Below are 21,466 nucleotides of genomic sequence, written 5' to 3' on the forward strand. Positions count from 1 at the left end.
GTGAGCATAGTCCGCGATACTCCCCTACCCCAGGCGGGCAAGGCCGTCGGCGTCGAAACGCTCGACATGACCATGCGTTTCGGCAGCTTCACAGCACTCGACCATGTCTCGGTCAAGATTCCGGCTGGCAGCTTCCATGCCCTATTGGGCGAAAACGGCGCGGGCAAATCGACCCTGGTCAAATGCATCATGGGCTTCTATCACCAGACATCCGGCTCGCTGTCGGTCGACGGCCGCGAAGCGACGATCGCCTCGCCGAAGGATGCCGCCGCCTATGGGCTCGGCATGGTCTATCAACATTTTACGCTGGTGCCGTCGCTGACCGGCGCCGAAAACCTCGTCATCAGCCGCACGGAAGTCCCCGCCGTCATCAACTGGCCCAGGGAGCGCAAGGCACTCGCAGCCTTCATGGAGCGCATGCCCTTCCAGATTCCGCTGGACCGGCCGGTCAGCCAACTGGCGGCCGGCGAAAAGCAGAAGCTGGAGATTATCAAGCAGCTCTATCTCGGCCGCAGCTTCCTCGTTCTCGACGAGCCGACTTCGGTGCTGACGCCGGCCGAAGCCGACGAGATGCTTGGTCTCGTTCGTGGGATGACCGAGCGCGGCGAGCTCACCGTATTGATGATTTCGCACAAGTTCCACGAAGTAACCAAGTTCGCCGACGCGGTATCGATCCTGCGTCGCGGCAAGCTCATCGGCAGTGGCAAGGTGGGGGAATTGTCGACCGCCGAGATGGCCGAGATGATGATCGGTGATGTCAAGCTTGCCGAACTCGATACCCGTATTCCCGTCACAGACGCGGCGAAGCCGGTGCTGCGGATCGAACGGGTCAAGGCACCTGATCGCTCCGGGCTGAAGACCATAGAGATCGATAGTCTGACGGTGCATGCCGGCGAGATCGTCGGCATTGCCGGCATATCCGGTAATGGCCAGAAGGAACTCGCCGAGATCCTTGCCGGTCAGCGACCGACGCAGGCAGGTTCCGTCACCGTCAAGGGCGCCGCCTATGGCGCCACGCGACCGGAGACGCGCCGTAACAATGTCCGCTTCATTCCCGAGGAGCCGCTGCAGAATGCCTGCGCGCCGCGCATGAGCGTCAGCGAAAATCTGGCCTTCCGCACCTTCGATCTCAAGGAAAGCGGTGCGGATGCGATCTGGCTCAACAGGAACAAGATCAAGAAGGGCGCAACTGCGCTGATCGCCGATTTCAAAGTCAAGACTGCTTCGCAGTCCTCTCCGATCGCCGCCCTGTCCGGCGGCAATGTCCAGCGCGCCGTGCTCGCGCGAGAGCTGACGGGCGAGGTCGATCTGCTGATCGTCTCCAACCCCTGTTTCGGCCTCGATTTTTCCGCCGTCGCCGAAATCCGGGCCCGCATCATGCGAGCCCGCAATGCGGGGGCTGCCGTGCTGCTGCTGTCGGAGGATCTGGATGAGTTGATGGAAATGTCCGACCGGATCATGGTGATCTCCGAGGGCAAGCTCGTCTATGAGACTGCGGCCCGAAGCGCCGATATTTCGGTGATCGGCGCGCATATGGCGGGGCATCACTGATGAGAGAGATTTCAGCCCAACCCTTCGCCTTCCCCCTGCAACGCGATGCGGTCGCGCTTGTCGTTATCGACATGCAGCGCGATTTCGCCGAGCCGGGCGGCTTTGGCGCTAGCCTTGGCAATGATGTCAGCCGCATCACCAGGATTGTTCCGGATGTGAAGCGGCTGATCGACGGCTTTCGCAAGGCAGGCCTGCCGGTCATCCACACGATGGAATGCCACAGGCCGGATCTCTCGGATTTGCCTCCTGCCAAGCGCGACCGTGGCAATCCCACTCTCAGGATCGGTGACGAAGGCCCGATGGGGCGAATTCTTGTTGCCGGTGAACCCGGCACGGCAATCCTGCCGGAGTTGGCGCCGATCGACGGCGAGATCGTTATCGAAAAGCCGGGCAAAGGCGCCTTCTACGCCACCGAACTTGGCGATATCCTTAGGGATAGGGGCATACGACAGCTCGTCTTTGCGGGCGTGACCACGGAGGTCTGTGTCCAGACCACCATGCGCGAGGCGAACGACCGCGGCTATGAATGCCTACTCGCCGAAGAAGCAACCGAGAGCTATTTCCCCGAGTTCAAGGAGGCTGCCATCGCGATGATCCGTGCTCAAGGCGCGATCGTCGGCTGGACAGCGCATGTCGATGACATTCTGGAGGCTATCAATCATGCCTAGAACCACGCGAGAAATGCTGACGGCGGGTGGCTGGAAAGATCTGGCCTTTGGTCCCTTTCGCAGGGATGTCACCATTCATTGGATCCAGCCTTTCGAAGACGATCAGCCCGGCGTCGCCCTTTTGAAATACGAAGCCGGCGCTTCCGTGCCTCGCCACAGGCATGAAGGGCTGGAGACCATTCTCGTGCTCGAGGGCATACAATCGGATGAAGCCGGCGACTACGCCAAGGGCTGCTATATCGTGAATGCTGTGGGTACCGAGCATTCGGTTTGGAGTGACACAGGCTGCGTCGTGCTGATCCAATGGGCCCGGCCCGTCAGAATATTGGAGGAACAAGCGTGACCGGTCCGGCTCTCGATATTTCGTCCCTGCATGCGTTCTACGCAAACGGCGGCTCGGCGACTGCGATTATAGAGGCTGTGTTTGCGCGTATTGCCGCGGTAAACGATCCCGGAATCTTCCTGCATCTTGCCGGCAAAGAGGACTTGTTGGAACAGTCGGCGGCTCTCGGATCCTTTGATCCGGTGGCAAAACCGCTCTGGGGCGTGCCTTTCGCCGTCAAGGACAATATCGACGTCGCAGGGATGCCGACCAGCGCCGCGTGCCCCGATTTTTCCTACATGCCCAAAGCAGATGCAACGGTCGTTCGGTTGTTAAAGTTCGCTGGAGCGCTGGTGATAGGCAAGACCAACCTCGACCAGTTTGCAACGGGTCTTGTCGGTGTGCGCACCCCCTATCCTGTGCCACGCAATGCCATCGACCCCGATTTGGTGCCCGGCGGATCGAGTTCGGGCTCTGCCGTCGCGACGGCACAAGGCATCGTGAGCTTTGCACTCGGCACCGACACCGCAGGTTCCGGGCGCATTCCCGCGGGCCTTAACAATATCGTCGGCCTGAAACCAAGTCTTGGCGCATTGTCGACCACCGGCGTCATTCCCGCTTGCCGCACGCTGGATTGCGTCTCTATCTTCGCTCTGACGGTGAATGATGCATGGCGGGTCTTCGAGGTCGTGGCACGCCATGACGTCACGGACGCTTATTCGAGAACCGTTTCAGCTGATGGTTTTGGCCGAACGCCACCGACCCTAACCATTGGTGTGCCGGCAAAGGCGGACCGGCTCTTTTTCGGCGACGCCATCATGGAAGCGGCCTACGACGACGCCTTGCGTATGTTGATGGAATTGGGCCATCGCCTGGTGGAGGTCCCCTTCGGCGATTTTTACCGGGTGGCAAACCTGCTTTACGAAGGCGCCTGGGTCGCGGAGCGCTATGCGGCGGTGAAGGATTTCTTCGACACCAAAGAGGCAAGCTTTCATGCCATCACGCGCAAGATTTATGGGGGCGCCAAGCAGCTTTCGGCCACAGATGCCTTCAAAGGCCTCTATGCGCTGCAAGCCCTGAAACAGAAGGTTACGCCGATGATCGCTTCGGTCGATCTCTTCTGCGTACCGACCGCCCCAACGCATTATACGCGCGCGGACCTTGAGGCCGAACCGATCCGCGAGAACTCGCGTCTCGGTACCTATACGAATTTTGTCAATCTGCTTGATCTGTGCGGCATCGCCGTGCCGACGGGCATACGCAGCGATGGTCGTCCAGCCAGCGTTACCCTGTTGGCACCTTGGGGACGCGATGGTCTCACAGCTTCGCTTGCTTGTGACATTCACAGGGCCAGCGGCTTGACGCTTGGCGCCACCGGCTGGCTACAGCCGACGGCGAAAGACACGACCGCCGTTGACGAGGTCGAGCTGATTGATATCGTAGTCGTCGGTGCCCATCTCTCCGGCATGCCGCTGAACGCACAGTTGCTCGCCCTTGCTGGCCGCCTTCTGCGGACAGCACGAACATCGGATTGCTACCGGCTTTATGCCCTACCGGGGCAGATGCCAACCAAGCCCGGACTCATCCGTGTCGCACCAGCAACAGGCGGTGAAATCGATGTCGAGATCTGGCAATTGACGCCGGCTGCTTTCGGCCAATTCGTCGCCGCCATCCCGCCGCCGCTCAGCATAGGTACCCTCTTCTTATCCGATGGTACTTCGGCCAAGGGATTTCTGGTCGAAGCCGCCGCCATCGCTGACGCGACAGATATTACGCATTATGGCGGATGGCGCAGTTATGTTGCGGCAACGACGTAGAGCCGGCGAGGAATACATTCGATTTCGCTGCCTCTCTCGGCGGGCACAGAAACTTATCCCCTCTAAGAGGTGAAGAATTTTCGCATATTGAGCATGCAACCGTGACGGTGTGTGACCTCCGAGCTCTTGATAGGAATCGAATCGTCGGCTTCTCAAGCTTCTTGGCACTAAACTATAGAAAAATCTGACCTTAGGCGTTCGCACCAATTTTCCGGCTTGCTGGGGAAACGAAGTGTTGTCGCTTCGAAGATGGCCGCGCAGCGAAAGAGGGCGCGCGTGAACCCAGCAACCCATACTTCTCATGCCGAGATGTTCATCGGTTCCATGAATGATCGGGTCGATATCCAAGAGGGATCGGATGGGTGGCCGTCCTACCGCATGGAATAGGCATGGTCTGCGTGCTTCAGTCAGGTGCTGAGCCATCCTGGCACAAAAGTATGTGCGTGCCGTCATCGCTGCCCAGTTGATCGGGTGGCCTCTTCAGCAACGCCTGTAGCGCGGCCCGTAAGTCGTCATCATCAACGCTCTCAACCACGGCGCCGTGACGCAGCAAAGCATGGGCAAGCAAAGCGTCGCCGGCCTCTGCGGCGCGCCCTAGCGGCCCGCCATGGCTGCTATGGGCGGGCACGATACCGAGTCTCGCCAGCGCATCCAGCATGGCTTCGAGTTGTCCGGTCCAGACGGCGCTCGGGCTGTGTTCGATCCACTCGTCGAAAGATGTCCAGATCTGGTCCTGCTCATTGTCACTGCCGACCCGGACGCCTTGCTCGCCGAGCCAGCGCAAGGCATCGACGGCTCCTGAGCGCATCGCCGCACTGGTGACACTGTCGATGGCGACCTGTGGTGGCGGGTTCTCGTCCATTGGCTGGTGCGGGTTTGCGCCATGTGCGATCAAAGCGCGCATGATGTCTACGTGGTTGCCAAAGGCGGCGCCGGCGAGGGCTTCCTGCACCTGATCCCGGTCCCATTGCGGCAGAAACCGCTCGATCATCGCCATGTTGCCGCTGGCACCGGCCTGGCCTGGTAGAGAGAAGTAGCCTTCGTAATAGGCACCGCCCTTGCAGATGCCCATAAGGTCGGCTCTGTTCAGAAACTCTTTCTCGTAGGTTCGCTTGGTCACACCCTCCAGCAGCACGCCGAGGATGTGTGGTGCCTGCGCGACGATGGCCTTAGGCAGCCATTCCCCACGCGGGCAGGATATCCCGCAGATTTTGTATGCCTTGGCGAAGCTTGCGTCGTCGTCATGGAATAGCGCGGCTTGCATGACGCCCCGGGGCTCCTTGGCACGTTGCGCTTCCTCGTAATCCCAAGCTTGCTGGCGCTGGCGCTGCCAATCGTCGAGAAAGCCCGAGGCCACGCTCATGCCGATTATCCCTATCGCCAGCACTTGCAGCCAGAAGAACCAAGAACGCGGGAACGGGCGCTTCCATGGTTTGTCCAGCACGGCATAGACGATGAGCATAATCGCGCCCATGGGACAGGCGACCATGGCCAGTTCCAAGACCGCGACTGCCGCGGAGTAGCCGCCCTGGCCGCTAACAAGCGCAAGAAACAGCAACGGCCCAAACAGGCAGAGGGCCGCCGCCATGAGCAACAGGACCAGCAATGGATGCATCGCTTTTGAACTTATTGCCTCGCTATCCATGCTTTGTCCTAGGGATGCCTTCCGCTTCGGTTGTCCAGTGCGCCTAGCAACGAGCTTAAATCGATCAATCGATTGGCAATCAAGTGACCGACCCCATCAGCCCGCTCCCAGCAAGCGCCCTCCAGAAAAATACGCCATTGGCGCTCAGCGACCTGGCTCCAGACGACGACATCGATGGGACCGTACGGCAGACAGGCTTCCAAGCTCATCCACATTGCTCTCGTAGCACTGTAGCCAGCATCGCGAATGAATCGAAGGTTTCAAACCGCTTGTCCGGGAACCCCAAATTGATCGCATGAAACTCCCGATCCCGTCGGTCGAAAACGAACTGTGCCAGGTTCCCAGCATGGCCGAGACCAACAACTTCGGCCCGTTCCAGACCCAGATTCTCAAGGTCAAAGTTGAAACTGCCCGGGGTCATGATCGGCGATGATGACCTTAAACAGGTTACAAATTTGCCTGCAAAGTCATGCACTTGTTTCGTTTCGACTGGGGGCAATCTTTGACGCTGATTCACAGGTAGCGATCTCTAACCGCGCTGGACGAACAAGAACACAGCGATAATTGTCAACAGGAAAAGTCCTGCCCCGGCCGCTGCAATACAAAAGAGAGTGAGCCATGTCCGCGCATTGCGGAGGCTTGGCCGCTGACCGTTGGCCATCCTGGTGATGAGATGCGCACAGGCTCCGAGGACAACCGGCGTGGTTCCCCCGATCATCATCGCCATTGTTCCTTCTTGGGCGGAGGTTCGCCAGATCATGCCGAACAGGAAAATACCGGCAATCGTTCCCGCGATCAGTGAACCAAGAATGAGAAGAACTCGCATAGTGTGCCTTTCGACTTACACAGGAGATGCCGGTATTATGTGCTGTTTGATAGGACTTCGGGGCTTATGGCAACGGTTCTGGAAGCAGATCATGATGGATAAGGAGTAACCGATTGCTTCGTAGTCAAATTCGGGAGGCAAACCAACGATAGCGCTGAGGGGATCGTGTTTTCCGCGCGTTCTCAGTGTGTTGGATCGTCGACGGTGATTTCTTCGAAATCCACGATGCCTGCTTTTAGGTTGGGCAGGATGGCCAGCACCTCGCCAGCCACTGTCTGCACGATCGAGTTTCCGAACGGTACATCGGGCTGACCGTCGGGCTTTGCAACCTGGCCCCGTGCCGGGCTCAGGATCAAACTATCGGAATCCCGGTCTGATGACGTCCACTCCTTCGAGCGGATGCGCGTACCGGCAGGGTAATTGACCACGCCCAGGCGCAGGTCGGTAGCGAGCACCGCCTCGCTAAAGCCCGCGAAGTGGCGATCGCGGTCCACGGCTATCCGGGCGCCCTGCAGAGGCAGGCCACGTACTGTTGTCATCGTCTTGGGCGCGAGAAAAATGGTCCAGCCACGGGAGGAGCCTGCATGTGCCAGCAGTTTCGCGCCGGCGGGGATTTCCCGGCTTTCCAGGCGATTGGCGGCGCCGAGCGTGCAGGAATCGAAGGTGATCTTGCCTGCTTCGACTTTGAACGCCAACGGCTCTCCTGTCCCACAGAGCCAGCCATCGACGCGCTGATCGGAGGCCAGTGTCACCTCCATCGAGGTGGCCGCATAAGTATCTGTATCGCCATCCAGATAGAGGTTGCGGCGGAGGCTCGCCGCGATGACGCCATTGACCAGAGTCGGAACAGGAAAGCGGGCGGAATCGAAGGCTTCCGCCTCACCCGGCATCATGCTGTGTAACCGGGTTCCCGCCGGCATGGCGACGCCCGCCACCACGGCTGGCTTTTCCAGCGTGATATTCCGTGCTGCCTCGTCCCGCTTGATATCCGCATCCACGAGATAGGCTCGATAGAGAAAAGACAGGGCGAATGTCGACGCCAAAGCGAGCAACACCATGAGGGGCAGGGTGAACCACAAGCGTGCCCGAAACGCCCTTCGTGCGCCGCGCCAGACACTGAGTAGTGCCAGCCACGCTACGAGGATAAGCGCTGTATGACCGAGACCAGCAGCAGAACGGAGATGGAGGCGGGGATCAGTGCAATTGGGATCATATCGGGGCCGTGACGGCTTCCTGTGCTTTGTGAAACAAACAGGCGCTTGTTGGATATTTGTCGCGTCTTCTCGGTAAACTACCTCGGAGCCGTTCGTCATCAAAAGATTTTTGGCGAGGTCGGTTGGGGAAGCTTTTATCTGGTATTGTCACGTTAACCGGGCTGCGGTTGCCTGGCTGACGGGTTGGGCGTAAATTTCGGCGATGCAGACACGAGATATCAGCTTCAAGCGTCACCGTTTTCCGCCACAGATCGTGGCTCACGCGGTCTGGCTTTATCTGCGGTTCAACCTTAGTCTGCGTGAAGTTGAGGAAATGCTGCTCGAGCGTGGAATCGACGTATCCTATGAGACAGTCCGCCGCTGGATCGCCAAGTTCGGACCCCAGATTGCACGCAACTTGCGGCGGCGGCAGGTGCCCCCCGGCGATATTTGGTATCTGGACGAAGTTGTCGTGAAATGCGCTGGAGAGAAATTCTGGCTCTGGCGTGCGGTCGATCAGCATGGCACCGTTCTCGAAGAGATATTGCAGAACCGGCGTGATAAAAGGGCGGCAAAGCGCCTGCTGGTGACGTTAATGAAGCGCTATGGCTTTGCTCCCAAACGGATCATCACCGATAAACTGCGCTCCTACGGCGCGGCAAAGGCGGACGTGGCACCCGGCCTTGACCATTGGTCGCACAAGGGCCTCAATAATCGGGCTGAAAATAGCCATCTGCCGTTTCGAAAACGGGAACGAACCATGCAAGGCCACCGGTCACCAGGCACGTTGCAACGATTCGTCTCCATGCACTCAGCGACCCGCAATTGCTTTTCAGTTCCGCCCCGTCGCCGCGCCGCGCAAACAATTCGCTACCATCGGCTCGAAGCTTTCGATGCATGGAAAATTGCGGCCTGTGTCGCCTGAATATCCACGAACCGCAGAACTTTCCAGCCAGAGAAACTTAACGTGACAACACCAGATTGGATGCTAGCCCTATCGCCTTGATAGGAATCGAACCGAGAACCTCAGTCGATACTATAATATCGATGTGAAATAGACGTGCGGTTTCAGAGACTTGGATAGCTTGTCGTCGGTAAGCATAATTATGGAACTTACGCCCCGACCAACTGAGAGGTGCGAACGTTGTATTCCATACGAAACTCACCGCGTTAGCACAGCGCCTGTCTTCGTATGAATACATGAACTACCTCTTTAGTAGTCCAAGTTTTCGTCTGCATCCCCAATGGGTCAAATTACGGCGGAATCCAACAGTAAGAAGTTGGTCGTGGCAAAATTGGTCGCCGGCGCCGTTCTCGGATGTGGAGAGCGTGGGATTTCGCCCTCTCCCGCAAACGCCCTCTGATTGGCGAGAGGATGGCGGCTCTGAAAAGCTCGAGATAGTCTTACTAATTCGGCGGGTAACAGATTTCTCCGCCTTTCCGAAGCAAGCATACTGCTGGTCATAGATCTAGGATCGGCCATCGCCGCATCGAGCGGCGCTGGCCGAATGCCAGGGGACGCAAGCCCTTCTCCCCCAATCGTTCTGCCGTTACAGCCGTCAGGGCGACTGTGGGACGCCTGCCGAACCGATTAAGCGCTTACAAACCGAATTTTGTGAAAGTAATCGAAGGATAGACATCCGGCATGACGCTCCTCATAAGGTCACGCTCGGCGGGTGTGGCTTCTGATCCCACCACGCGCGGGTCGCTGCGCGTTCCTGCCAGCCGCATGTACCCTGCGTCAACAATCTGACCCTGGCCAATCGTGATGGAACTTTCACCCCCCAATGGCCGAACATAGCTGAATGTTCTACCGAAGAGGCCGTCATTGTCACCTCCCGCCTCAATAGTCGTATTTCCATAGCGGCACGATGCGTATGTGATGGCGTAGCGACCAGGGGCAACGGGCACGAACCATCTCTCATATTTTTGCGCGGTCGCGGAGAACAACTGGCCAAGGGACAGTTTATTTGGATTTTGCAAACGATATGCGACCGCAGAACCAACGGACAGAGGCGGTTCCGTCTCGTCTGGCTTTCCCGCATTGATCTTACGCAGAGTAATGTAACCGCCACAATTCATTTCGCCTAACAGCGGGGAATCCACCATTCGCACGAGAAGGAGCGAGCCCTTCTTCTTTTTATTTGCGAGAATCTGGGCGGACCCCTCATGTTGCTGGGCAGCAACTTTGGCCGGGTCCGGGGTCCCGGCGCAACCGGCCAATAGGCCTGTCATCAGGCCGAGTCCGACAACGGCAAGGAATTTTGCGTTCATTCTGAAATCCTTGGAGATTGCTATCATATTTGGCTTCGGACCATTCCCAGTGCCGAACAGGTCGAGACATTTTTCGGAAATAGCTTATCTGTAGAGAACATTGCGCAAGCGATCCTGCAAATTACGGGTGGATTGGTCCGTAAAGCTGGTTTCCGAGATGCTGATACGGACCACATCTTCGGCCACCTGCTTGATGCTCGCTTGTGAAAATCCAGCAAGCCGCTCTTTGTGATCGATGCCGACGTAGCGCCAGAAAAGACCACTAAGCCACATCACAGATCCGACCGCTTCGATGTACCCCGAACGAAATTCCCAGCGACCGGGATTCTGCGATATATCGACCACCACCTGCGCTACCGGCGGAGGCAATCCGTTGGACCGCATGGGCAAAGACGAGTAGTCCCGGTTGGCGGCCTTGTAGATAAGAGGATCCTGAGCATTCTGCCATTTGTCGTACTCGGCATCAGCAATCCATGCCTGGACAAAATGAGGCGATCCGACAAATGGTACCACCCATTGCTCCCAATCGATCGCAGCACCCGGAGTTTTTTCTTCTATTTCGACATAACAAAGCTCAGCATCCGCTACGACGCCATAGTGAAAAACGAGACTTGAGGTTTCGATCTGACTAAGTCGTTCAGTATTTCTGACAGTGGTCAGGAGCTTTTTGAGTGGAAGAGAGGATCCGTGGCTTTGGAATTTCTCATCGAGCTTCAAATTCTGCAACACGTCGAGAATTGTTTCCAATGCGTCGATGGCCTTCAACGCACCGCACAAAAGTTCGCCTACCTCAATTTTTGCCTTCTCCGTGATGACAGTCGTTTGTCCACGACAAGGAGCCAAGGTAAAAATCAGCTTTAGCTTTTCCGTTTGTAGCTTGCCAAATTCAAGTTCGCTGGCAACAGATTTACACTCCCCGATTTTACTTCTCAAGACGATCCTATCCGCTTAATGCAACTCTAGTATTCCGACGCGTCCGGCTTGTATGTCAGGCTCTTTCAACGGCAATATCGATTGCTCGGTCGATCATTTCTGGTTTAATCATCGGCACAAAATTTAGTCGCTTTCCCTTCTGAAATATCTGCTGGTAATCAATCAAGGTATTAAAATCCCCCAGGTAAGCAAGGGCACCTAGGTGCATAAGCTGAGGTAACCCTGTTGACGGTGGAGGGGCAGTGAGCGACCTGATCGCTGCCAGATTGTCTTGTGACCGCCACCAAATGATTGCCTCTTTGCTAATGTCTTCGATTTCCTTCAGGCCAATCTCCAGCGATCTTTTTTCAAGGCGCGTTTGTAAAAGAATCTCGTGAGAAGCTCGTTCGCCGACTATTGCACCGATTATTCGCGACATATCTTTTGAACCCGCTGAAAGGCTCAATCCCATCTTTTGCTCAGACGGAAGCTGGCGGATCTGAACAACCGCACGAAGCTCGCTATCGCCGTCATCTAAGGATAAGATCGCGTCATCTGAGCGACTTTCACGATGCGCTTTCCAATCGAGCGCTTTGAATTTTTCAAGTGCTTTTGTTTCCAATACGTTCATGACTTACAAACCAGGTGCGGTAATTTGATAAATAGGGATGCCATTCGGATAGCCTTGGTCCCGTAACGGCACGCCCGGACGTAAACCAAGTCCTCGCGCCAAATCGCCAGAGGGCACTGCATCCCCGCTCGAAATCTGAGGATAAATTGAGGCTTGGTTGGAGGTATTCGGGCCGTTTCCTGTCTTAATCTCGATAATCCCACCGACCTGGGCTTCGCCAGGTCGACGGTAGACGATGTCCGGCTTACAGACAGTCGCTCCACAAGAGCTTTGAAAAGTAACGTCATTTTGCACATCGTACCCCTGAGTACGTAGCTGATCTGTAATATCATCCACATACCCTTGGTGGTATGCCCGCTGCTGGCTAATAGATACATCTGGGCGACCTGCAGGATTGGAGACTTGCGTCTTGAATCCATCAAATGTGTAATACCTTCCGCCGCTATCCTTGTATACCGATAGCCCGTCCAGATCAGTACCCGCCACAGTGTAGGTACCTCCGTTAGGCCCCGCAATAGTACCATCAGCGTTGCGGGTATAGCCAGAGGGCAGTGGCACGCGTGGATTGCCGATGCCCTCGTCAACCTGACCGCTTTTCACGCCAGCACCCGCGAGCCTGCCATAGGCAGCCTCCAGCGCCGCTTGGCTGCCAAAGTAAGCTAATCCGCCCTTGAGTTTGCAGCTGCTACCAGGATTACGTTCACAATAGTCCGCCGTTGCGTAGGCATATGCGATATCAGTCTGCAGCTGGCTTTGGCCAATAAGCTCGATCTGCTGATAGGCAAGGGCCAAGTCTGCAGCCGCTCTGGAATATTTCAGCAGCTCGACATAATCACTACCGAGTGTCTGGTTCGAATCTTTGAGAGACGCGACGATGGCTTCAACACAAGCCTTTGTCAGGCATGCAACTAGCTGATTTTCCTGCGTGACATTCAGGTCACGATATTCATCAACAATTTTCTCGACACAATCCTGATCGCCATTGCAGCTTCTTAATTTGGAGATCTGCTCCTCGCGCTGTGCATGCGTCAGGTAATTGTACTGATAGTTTGCAGCTCCGTAGGACCCTCCTTCTCCACCGCCAACTACGCTACCAACAGCCGAACTGAGGCTCGTTCCGATCATAGTGGCAAGAGTCTGCTTATCCTGATCTGACAGGGTGCTGTCCTTCAACATGCCCTTGACAAGATCAGCAATCGCAGGGGCCATCAGGGTTGTTGCAGCGCCTCCGAGCGCGCCTTTGATCGCTCCTTCCCAGCCGTTGACGCCACCGAGGATACCGCCGCCGATCGCGTGCAACAGCGCCCGGCCCTGGCCACCTTCAGCCCAAAGATCGCGTTCGGCCTGAGTTTTAGCGTTGTCATACAGGTTGGTAGCAATATCCCCGACCAGCCCAGCCATTGTCGCTTGAGCAGCCTGTAGATCCGCCTGTGTCTTGTACTGATCGCGCAGGATGTGCTCGAGATCCGGCAGACCAGGCAGCGAGGTGTTGGTGTTATCGGTATCCCGACGGATCGTACCAATATCCTGCGTCTGGTGCGCCGGATCAGTAATGGTGATCGGGATGTTCCCGCCGATGGCCGAGAGCGCCTGACCTGTTTTATTCTCGCTAGCCTTCACCGGCGGCGTCGGCATGATGCCGCTAGTACCGATCGAGCCGCCATAGGTATCGGCCTTCCAGGTCGAATGCGTATCGATATCCGCGACCGTCAGCGTGCCGGTCGAGAAATTGTTGAGTGCCGCGCCGGCCTCACTGGTGATCAAGCCACCGACAAGGCTGGTGTGGCCGCTGACATTAATGTCGAGACCTCCTGCCCCGGCGTGAATGCCCGACTGCTCGGTGACAAGGGCCGCATCGCCCTTGGCCTTCTGCGTCACGCCGGAAACACTGGTCGAACCGAAGCCGGTCGAGGCCGATAGGCTGAGCTGGTCGGCCTTGGCCTTCGCCGTATCCACCTGGCTTTCGATTGTCAGGTTCTTGACGTCGGCGGTGACCGAGTTGCCGGTGATCGTCGCGCCACGCAGCGTCAGGTCATTGGTGACGATGGTGATGTCACCGGTGCCGTTGACATGGGTGTTGGTGTGGCTGAGACCGCTCGTGTCGGCACTGCCCTTGCCGTAGCCGGCATTGGCCACCAATCCCAGATCTCCGGTGCCCTTGCCCTTGCCCCCAAAGGTCGCGCCGACCCCGACGCCAACGCTCCAGGAGGAGTTACTGCTCGAGGTGTCCGTCGTGCCCGTGGCGGCGTTGAGATTGATGTTGCCATTCTTGGCCGACAGGAAGATATCGCCGGTCAGCGGATCGCCCGAAACGGTCGGTATGCCATTCTTGTCGTAGCCGGCGAGGATCTGTGCTCCATCGCTGGTGATGGAGCCATTTTCGGCTTCCATCGAGATCGAGCGGCCAGCGCGGATATCGGTGACCACTGGCGTCGAGGACGAGGAGGACCAGCTGTTTTCCTGATGGCTGGCGCCGACCGTCAGCGAGACATTGACGCCGATATCACCAGACTTCTGATACTGATCGTAGACGCCCTGCAGGTCCTTGAAGCCCTGATAGAAGCCAAGGCCGGCAATGGCCGTGTTGGTCACAGCATTGACGCCGCCGCTATCCGACAGGCGCTCGGCCGAGTTCATGATGCTCTGGGCGGCCTTGCCGACCTGGCTCGACACGGTGAGCGTCACACCGGCAAAGCTCTTCTCATGCGCCTCCTGGTAATTGGTGACGTCATTGGCCGAGAGCAAATTGATATCGTTGCCGGCGAAGAGATTGACGTCACGCTCGGCCGAAGCGCTGGTCGCCTGCAGGTTGACGTCGTGACCCGCCGAGATGTTGAGATCGCGGCCGGCAGACAACACCGACATGGCATTGGTATCGGACTGCTGCGCCGTACTGTCCTTGGTCGACTGCGCACCGATGCCCAGCGAGAAACCGCCCCCTCCTGCGGAGAAGGCGAGACCAAAGCCGGATTTCTTCTGCTGCTCGGATTGCGACGCGCTTTCCGCGCCTGGCGTGACATTGACGTCGCGAGCGGCCGACAGGTTAATGTCGCGATCGGCCGTGACCGTGGAGCCCATGATATTAAGGTCGGTCGCCCGTGCGGTCAGGTTGACGTCCTGGCCAGCCGAAAGCGTCGAGCCGACATTATCCGTCGAAGACTGCTGGCCTTGTTTTTCGTTTTTGCCAACGAGCGAGATGAAGCCGCCGCCGGAGCCCACGAACAGGCCGGAATCCTTGCGCTGGCTGTCAGACTGGTGGTTCTCCTGTGCGCCGATGATGGAAACGCTCTCGCCGGAGATATTCAGCGAACCATCGGCATTGACCTTCGAGCCGACGATGGCGGCCGCCTTGCCGGCATCGAGGTTAACGTCGCCCGAGGCTGAGAGCTGGGAGCCGACCGTCGTTTCGTTGTAGCCGTCATAGCTCGAGCTGCCGCTGCGCAGGAACCCCTTGCGCTTGGCGCTATCGTGTTCGGTCTCGGTGTCCTTGCCGGCGGTGACAATGAGATTGCCGCCCGTCTGGATGTTGAGATCGGAAGTATGTGTAGCATCGCCGGCCGTCACCTTGGACGCCGAGACAGTGGTATCGCCGCCGGAGATGATCGTCACACCATCCTTGCCCGAGAGGGACGAACCTGCCGCTGTCGTAGTTTCGAGATGACCGGAGGCGTTCTCCTTGGTCGATCCGAGGAAACCGCTCTTCTTGCTGGAACTTTTGACGTCGAGGGTTGCACTGTCGGTCGCCTCAGCGATCGTGACGTTGTTCTTCGCCTGTAGGCCGAGCATGCCGTCGGCTGTCATCGTCGAGCCGATGACGTTGATGTCGTTGTTGGACTTGGCGACCAGATCGCCACCGGCGGTAATGGTGGAGCCATTATGCGTCAGCGACGACGAGGAATTCTTGCCGAAGGTCGAGTTCGACTGGTTCTGCGAGGTGGTGACGTTGATGTCGCCGTTCGAGGTCAGGCCGACATCGCCCTTGGCCGACAGATCGGAGCCAGAGATCAGGACGCCGGTATTGCCATTGACTTGCAGACTGCCGCCGGCGGACAGCTGTGAAGCCTGCTGATCGGTGCCTGTGGTCTCGGTGTAGCCATCGTTCGTCTTGCGGGCGACGTCGGTCGAGACGATGTTGACGGCGCCGCTCGTGGCCTTGACGTTGAGATCGCCGCCGGCCTTGGCGGAGGAACCGATGACATTGACGTCGTTGTTAGCGGCAATGGCAAGATTACCGCCGGCGGTTACCCGTGCACCTGTTGCGTTCTGCTGACCGCCATTATCAACCTTGACCGCAGTGAGGTTGACATTGTTGCCGGAGAGCTGAGCTGAGCCGCCAGCCTTGACGCTGGCACCCTGGAGATTGAGATCGCTGTTATTGGCCGCCAGCTGGATATTGCCACCGGCCGACACGCCAGCATTGGGGTTGACCAGATTCTGTCCGCCGATGGTCATCGTCTGGGCGGCGAGCGTGATGCCATTCGAGGCTGTGAGATTGGCGTTTCCACCAGCATAGAAGGTGCCGGTCGACTTGATCGAGCTCGCAGCGATGTTGAGGCCGCCTGCGGCAGCGACCGCGCCGGAATTGTTGAGGTCACCGACATTCAGATTGACCGTGTTGCCGGCAATCATTGCGCCAGCGCCAGATCCAGCCTTGGCCCGGTCGGCCGCCGACAGGTAGACGACCGGCGCCAGCACCTGGACGCCGTTGACCGTCTGGGCCTGATAGATGACCATCGACTGTTTGAGATTGGCGGCTTGTTCAGGCGTTGGTGCCTGACCGAAGGCAAGTCCGTTGGCCTCGGCATAGGCAGCACCATTATCGAGCAGGGTCTTCATCTGCTCGATGGCGCTGTTACCGGGGATGAAGGAGCCGTTGCCAAGGCCATCGCCGACCAGCTGGCGCAATTGCGTGTCGACGAGCTGATTGTCGAAATAAGCGTCCCCGAGGAAGGGAATGCCGTTCTCCGGATTATAGCCGGCGCGGTTGATGAAATAGCTCGAGCCATAGAACTTCGAGACGTCGAGGAAGGCCGCGCGGGTCTCGAAGATGAACGCCTGTCCCGGGACCGTACCGCCGACGCCACCGGATTGCGGCTTGGCGAGTGCAGCCAGTTGCGCGACATTCGCAGCGGAGATCTGAGTGAGATTGCCAAGCGCTGCGGTCAGACCGCCACCGGCGGTAAGCGCGCCATTGCCGGCCACATTGGAGAGCGCACTATTCACCGTGAACAGGGCGCCGCCCGCGGTCATGCCGTTCAGGGCAGACAGCGGATCGCTGGAGGTCGCGGGCGACGTCACCGCGGCTTGGCCGGCGATTGAACCGGCAGCAGACGTGTTGTTGACCGTGGTATAGTTGAGGTTGAGGCTGCCAGCCGCCTTAACGATGCCGGCCGCGCCGCCGATGACCGTCGTACCCGACACGATCGAGGTGCCGTTGGCGATATCGCGAGACGGATCGGCCGTGCCATCGGCATTGTAAGCCGTGCAGGCGCTCTGGGCGTTGCAGGTCAGCGTCGTGGTTCGATTGAGGACAACACCTTCGTTGGTGAACGTCGATCCCTTGAGAGTCGCATCGCCACCCGCTTCGATCCTGCTATAGGAATTGGTGAGGTTGGTAGCATCGACGGTGAGATTGCCGCCGGCACGGATCACCGCTTCTGGGCTGAGCGCGCTGGTGAACTGATCCTCGTAAACCGACTGGCTAAGATTGCTGGTCGGATCCCAGGTATAGGTGGTACTGGCGTCGGTGCCGTTTCTGACGACTTCATCGACAATGAAATACTTCGATGGGTTGCTGGCATCGAGCACCGGATTGCCATTCGCGTCGACCGGAACTCGGGCTTTGATCCAGTCATAAATCGGCCGAACCAGAACCGGGCCGTTCGCCGAAGTCCAGGTCCAGGCGTGATAGCTGGTGCCGTCGGCAAGGGTGGCTTCAGACCACAGCAACGGCTGGTAGTCCTGCCATGCCGGCGGATCGATACCGGGGTAAAGCTGGAAAATGTTCTGGTCGCTGGTTTCCAGATAGGCGAATGGCTTGCCAGCGACGTCTGGATTGAGCACGAAGGTGCCAACGACACCGCCGGAGGATACAAGTACGCCGGTTGTCCATGTCGGCGTTGTCGACCGCTCGTTGGTCAGATTGGACGTCAGGATCGAGATATCACCACCAGCCTGGATCAGCCCGGAGATATTGGTGGTCGCCTGATTGCGTTGGGTAAGCGTGCTGCCTGCGATCGTCAGGTCGTTGCCTGCGAGAATAGCACCCTGATTGTTCGTCAGCGTGCCCGCGACCAGAAATTTGGCATCATTGCCGGCATAGAGCAGGCCGGTCGGCGTATTGGTAAGATCACCGCTGGTGTTGATGGTCAGGTTATTGCCGGCAGCGAGCTGTCCTGAATTGGACAGCGTCGGCAGGGTCAGCGTCAGGTCGTGGGCGGCGAGCAGCGTCGTGGCATCGCTCGCGGTCAGACCGGCGGCGGTGATGGCGATGTCGCCGGAGCCGCCTGCGTTGGTGACCGTATTGACTTGCGCGCCGGTCAGATCGGCCTGGCCGCTGAGATTGAGTGCCAGGCCGCCGAGGATCAAGCTGCTGCCCGTCAAGTTGGCGGAAGTGGCCGTGACGGCAAGAGTGCCGCCGACCGCCAGCTTGGCGCCGCGCGTTCCGGAAAGATCGATTGTGCCGGTGTCGATGGTGAGGTTGCCGGTGACATTACTATTGTTGGTATAGCTGATGCTGCCCGGAGCGGTCAGTGATGCGTCGGCAAGGCTCTGCAGCAGTGCGTAGCTGATATCGCCGCTTACCGTGGCAGAGAGGTTGCCGCCGGACAGCAGCGCATTGCTGGCGGTGATATCGCCGTTTGAGGCCGTGAGCGTCATCGTGCCGGCCTGGGCATTACCCTGTGCCAGCATCAGTGCGCCGGTGGTGGAGGCACGGGTCGCAGCGAAATCGACGCCCGAAACCAGGCTGCCAGCGGTGATCGACTGACCTTGCAGGTTGACGTTGCCCGCAGCCATGGATTGGCCGGCCAGAGCGATCGACCCGCCGGCCGTCATCGTCAGGTTCTGATGTGCAACCGCGTTGACGGGAGTCGTATTGCCGATGTTACCGCTCGCGTTGGCAACGATGTTGCCAGCCGCCAGCAGATTGGCGGCATTCAGATTCCCGGCGGTGGCTTTCAGGGTGAGCGCGCCGGTCGAACCGAGCACAACACTGCCGTCGGCAGACTGGTTTGTGGCGGTAAAATCGACACCCGAGACAAGGCCACCTGCCGTAATGGACGAGCCCGTGATTGCGACGTTGCCGGCGGCCAGAAGCGTACCGCTGATATCCGAGGCGGCATTGACGATGACGTCACCATGACCGGTGACGTTGGACGCCGTGAACGATCCAGCTGTCACGTTGAGGTCGCCAGCGACCAGCAGCGGGCCGGCCGTGGCGCTGGTGGCGTTGACGGTCAAGTCGCCCGTCGAACCGATAATGATAGCGCCGGTGGAGGATCGCGCCATGGCGGCGAAATCAACCCCTGTCACGACCTGGCTGGTCGAAACCGCACCGCCCGACAGCGAAATATCGTTGGCTCCGAGGATCTGGCTGGTTACGGTCAGGCTGTTGCTACCCGAAAGCGAGATATCCTTGTGCCCGGTGACACTGCCGAGGCTGAGATCCGCCGCCGCGGCCATGATCGTACCAGCGGCGAGCAAGGCATTGCCCGATAGGTCGTCGGAAGCCTGCAGGGTCAGATCACCAGCCGTGCCAAGCGTGATACTGCCGCCATTGGCTTCCGTCGCTGCGAAATCGAGGCCGCTGACGATCTGATTGGCAGAGACCGTGCCGCCGGAGAGCGAAACATCGCCTGCTCCCAGAACCTGGCCAGTAGCCGTCAGGCTGGAGCTGCCGGACAGGGTGATGGCCTGGTGACCGGTGACATTGCCGACGTTCAGATCCGCAGCTGTGGCGGAGATGGCTCCGGCCGCGAGCAGCGTATTGGCTGACAGGCTGCTCGACGCCTGCAGGGTCATATCACCGGTGCTACCGATGACGAGATTGCCGCTGTTGGCAGCGGTTGCAGCAAAATCGACGCCGGAGACGATGGCGCCGGCCTGAATGGCGGCACCCGAGATCAGCACATTGCTGGCGCCGAGGATCTGGCCAGAAACATTGGTCGCAGCATTGATGGTGAGCCCGCCATGCGAGGTGACGTTCTGAGCCGCCAGCGATGCGGCATTCACCGTGAGATCGCTATTGGATTGAATGCTTCCGGAACTCATACTGCCGGTCGCACTCGTATTGAGGCTTCCAGCCGACAGCAGGTTACCGGTAGCAATATTGCCGCCCGTTGCTGTCAGGCTGAGATCGCCTGTACTATTGGCAGCGCTCGCAATCGCGATATCGCCGGAACTGGTCGAAAGCGTCGCCGCACCATTGCCTGCCGTCACACTGCCGGCGGCAATACCGCCGCCCGAACTCATCCGCACCATCGTGCCGCTGTTGACGTCACCTGAGACGCTCAAGAGGCCTGTGCCGCTTGCAAGCACGATATCGCTGTCGGCCGCGACCGACTGCAGGGTGATACCCTGGTTAGCCTGGACGGCGACCTTCTGCTTGGAGGTCATCTTGGCCGCCGTCACCTTCTGCTTCGAGGTGATGGTCACACCCTGGCTGCCCGAGGCATTGCCGATCGAGATCTTGCCGTCAGCCGACAATGAGAGCTCCCCGGCATTGGCGGCCATGTCGCCGCTCATCTTGACGCCGGCGCCCTTCTCGGTGACGACGATCTTGATGCGGTCGGCCTGCATGGCGCCGAGCGCTGAGCCATCGATGGCGTATTCCGGCGTGCCGGAGGTGGCGGTCAGCGCCGTCGCCTCGCCGGTTGCATAGTCGTATTTGCTCGCACCGCCGGTCAGCCGCAGGGTCTTGCCGTAGATCGGCGCATTGACGTGGATATTGCGGGCAACGACGTCGAACAGGTCGACGGCACCGGGAGCGGCCGCAAGATTTGCCCCTGCCCCTTCGAAGGTGACATCGCCACCATTGACGGTGAAGCCGGTGAGCCGGCCATCGCTGCCGATATCAGGGACACCTGTGGTCAGCGTGGCGCGCGGCGTGTTGATGAAACCACAGCCCGTGCAGGTGATACCGTTAGGATTGGCGATGATGACGTCGGCCCTGCCGCCGAACACTTCGGTGGGGCCGTTGAGCGCCGAGCGGTTACCGCTGGTGACTTCATTGAGGATGACAGACGCCGGCCCGGAACTCTTCAGGTTCGGATTTCCGGGTGTCACACCGCCGAGATTGGAGGTGCCGACTTCGCCATTGAAGTTGTTGAGAATCAGCCCAGGCGTGCCGACGTTAAAATTGTCGTACTTGTTGTGTGAGAGGCCAGTTCCGTTCGGCGTAACGATATCGACGAGCGGCACGCCATTCGGAGCAGCGCCAACGCCTGGCTGGTTGGCGGCGGGTGCTGATCCGGCAGCGGAGACGGTCTGGGCGTTGGCGATTACCGGTTGCAATATCAGGAGGCCGCTCAAGAACATGGCGAGCGATCGTCCCGCGATCAGACGCAAGCGCCGCGAGATTGGCGCCGAATACTTCCCACTGGCTGAGATCTTGATATGATCAGTCAT

General features: G+C 58.7%; 12 protein-coding genes. 5 read left to right on the forward strand and 7 right to left on the reverse strand.

What is annotated here, in order from left to right; all coding sequences use genetic code 11:
• Genes EX00_RS28670 through atzF form a run of 4 tightly spaced genes read left to right on the forward strand, consistent with a single transcriptional unit; the run spans nt 1 to nt 4,358 of the window.
• Nucleotides 1-1,551 carry an ABC transporter ATP-binding protein gene (locus tag EX00_RS28670; RefSeq protein WP_047465508.1) on the forward strand — a complete coding sequence of 517 codons (1,551 nt, stop codon included), beginning with the start codon at nt 1-3 and terminating at the stop codon, nt 1,549-1,551.
• A complete protein-coding gene (locus tag EX00_RS28675; RefSeq protein WP_047465510.1) occupies nt 1,551-2,219 on the forward strand; it encodes a cysteine hydrolase family protein in 669 nt (222 codons plus the stop codon). The genes EX00_RS28670 and EX00_RS28675 overlap by 1 nt, the downstream gene beginning before the upstream one ends.
• On the forward strand, nt 2,212-2,562 hold the full coding sequence (locus tag EX00_RS28680) for a cupin domain-containing protein (RefSeq protein ID WP_047465512.1): 351 nt from the start codon (nt 2,212-2,214) through the stop codon (nt 2,560-2,562). Before EX00_RS28675 ends, EX00_RS28680 begins: the two co-directional genes overlap by 8 nt.
• Complete coding sequence (gene atzF, locus EX00_RS28685; RefSeq protein ID WP_047465514.1) at nt 2,559-4,358, forward strand: allophanate hydrolase; 1,800 nt, start codon at nt 2,559-2,561, stop codon at nt 4,356-4,358. The genes EX00_RS28680 and atzF overlap by 4 nt, the downstream gene beginning before the upstream one ends.
• Before the next feature lie 403 nt (nt 4,359-4,761).
• On the opposite strand, the gene EX00_RS28690 is transcribed toward atzF, so the two are convergent.
• From EX00_RS28690 to EX00_RS28710, 3 genes are all read right to left on the reverse strand, one after another.
• Nucleotides 4,762-6,003, reverse strand: a complete 1,242-nt coding sequence (locus EX00_RS28690; RefSeq protein ID WP_047465517.1) for an acetate and sugar kinases/Hsc70/actin family protein — start codon at nt 6,001-6,003, stop codon at nt 4,762-4,764.
• A gap of 529 nt (nt 6,004-6,532) precedes the next feature.
• Complete coding sequence (locus EX00_RS28705; protein ID WP_047465523.1) at nt 6,533-6,829, reverse strand: hypothetical protein; 297 nt, start codon at nt 6,827-6,829, stop codon at nt 6,533-6,535.
• 182 nt (nt 6,830-7,011) lie between these two features.
• Entirely contained in the window at nt 7,012-7,908 is an 897-nt protein-coding gene (locus EX00_RS28710; RefSeq protein ID WP_047465524.1) for a hypothetical protein, read from the reverse strand.
• 337 nt (nt 7,909-8,245) lie between these two features.
• Between EX00_RS28710 and EX00_RS28715 the strand changes: the two genes are divergently transcribed.
• A complete protein-coding gene (locus EX00_RS28715) occupies nt 8,246-8,947 on the forward strand; it encodes an IS6 family transposase (RefSeq protein WP_047465526.1) in 702 nt (233 codons plus the stop codon).
• A gap of 674 nt (nt 8,948-9,621) precedes the next feature.
• Here EX00_RS28715 and EX00_RS28720 read toward each other — a convergent pair.
• The 4 genes from EX00_RS28720 to EX00_RS28735 all read right to left on the reverse strand — a co-directional run bounded on the left by EX00_RS28720 (nt 9,622) and on the right by EX00_RS28735 (nt 21,466).
• Nucleotides 9,622-10,296 (reverse strand): hypothetical protein, encoded by a 675-nt coding sequence (locus EX00_RS28720; RefSeq protein ID WP_047465735.1) that lies wholly within the window; start codon nt 10,294-10,296, stop codon nt 9,622-9,624.
• A gap of 84 nt (nt 10,297-10,380) precedes the next feature.
• The gene (locus tag EX00_RS32110; RefSeq protein WP_052210991.1) at nt 10,381-11,229 is read right to left on the reverse strand and encodes a hypothetical protein; all 849 of its coding nucleotides are present in this window, start codon (nt 11,227-11,229) and stop codon (nt 10,381-10,383) included.
• Between the two features lie 55 nt (nt 11,230-11,284).
• Entirely contained in the window at nt 11,285-11,839 is a 555-nt protein-coding gene (locus tag EX00_RS28730) for a DUF6990 domain-containing protein (RefSeq protein WP_047465529.1), read from the reverse strand.
• Between the two features lie 3 nt (nt 11,840-11,842).
• A complete protein-coding gene (locus EX00_RS28735) occupies nt 11,843-21,466 on the reverse strand; it encodes a hemagglutinin repeat-containing protein (RefSeq protein WP_234709132.1) in 9,624 nt (3,207 codons plus the stop codon).

The organism is Martinezella rhizogenes, assembly GCF_000799715.1.
GTDB classification, from domain to species: domain Bacteria; phylum Pseudomonadota; class Alphaproteobacteria; order Rhizobiales; family Rhizobiaceae; genus Rhizobium; species Rhizobium rhizogenes_C.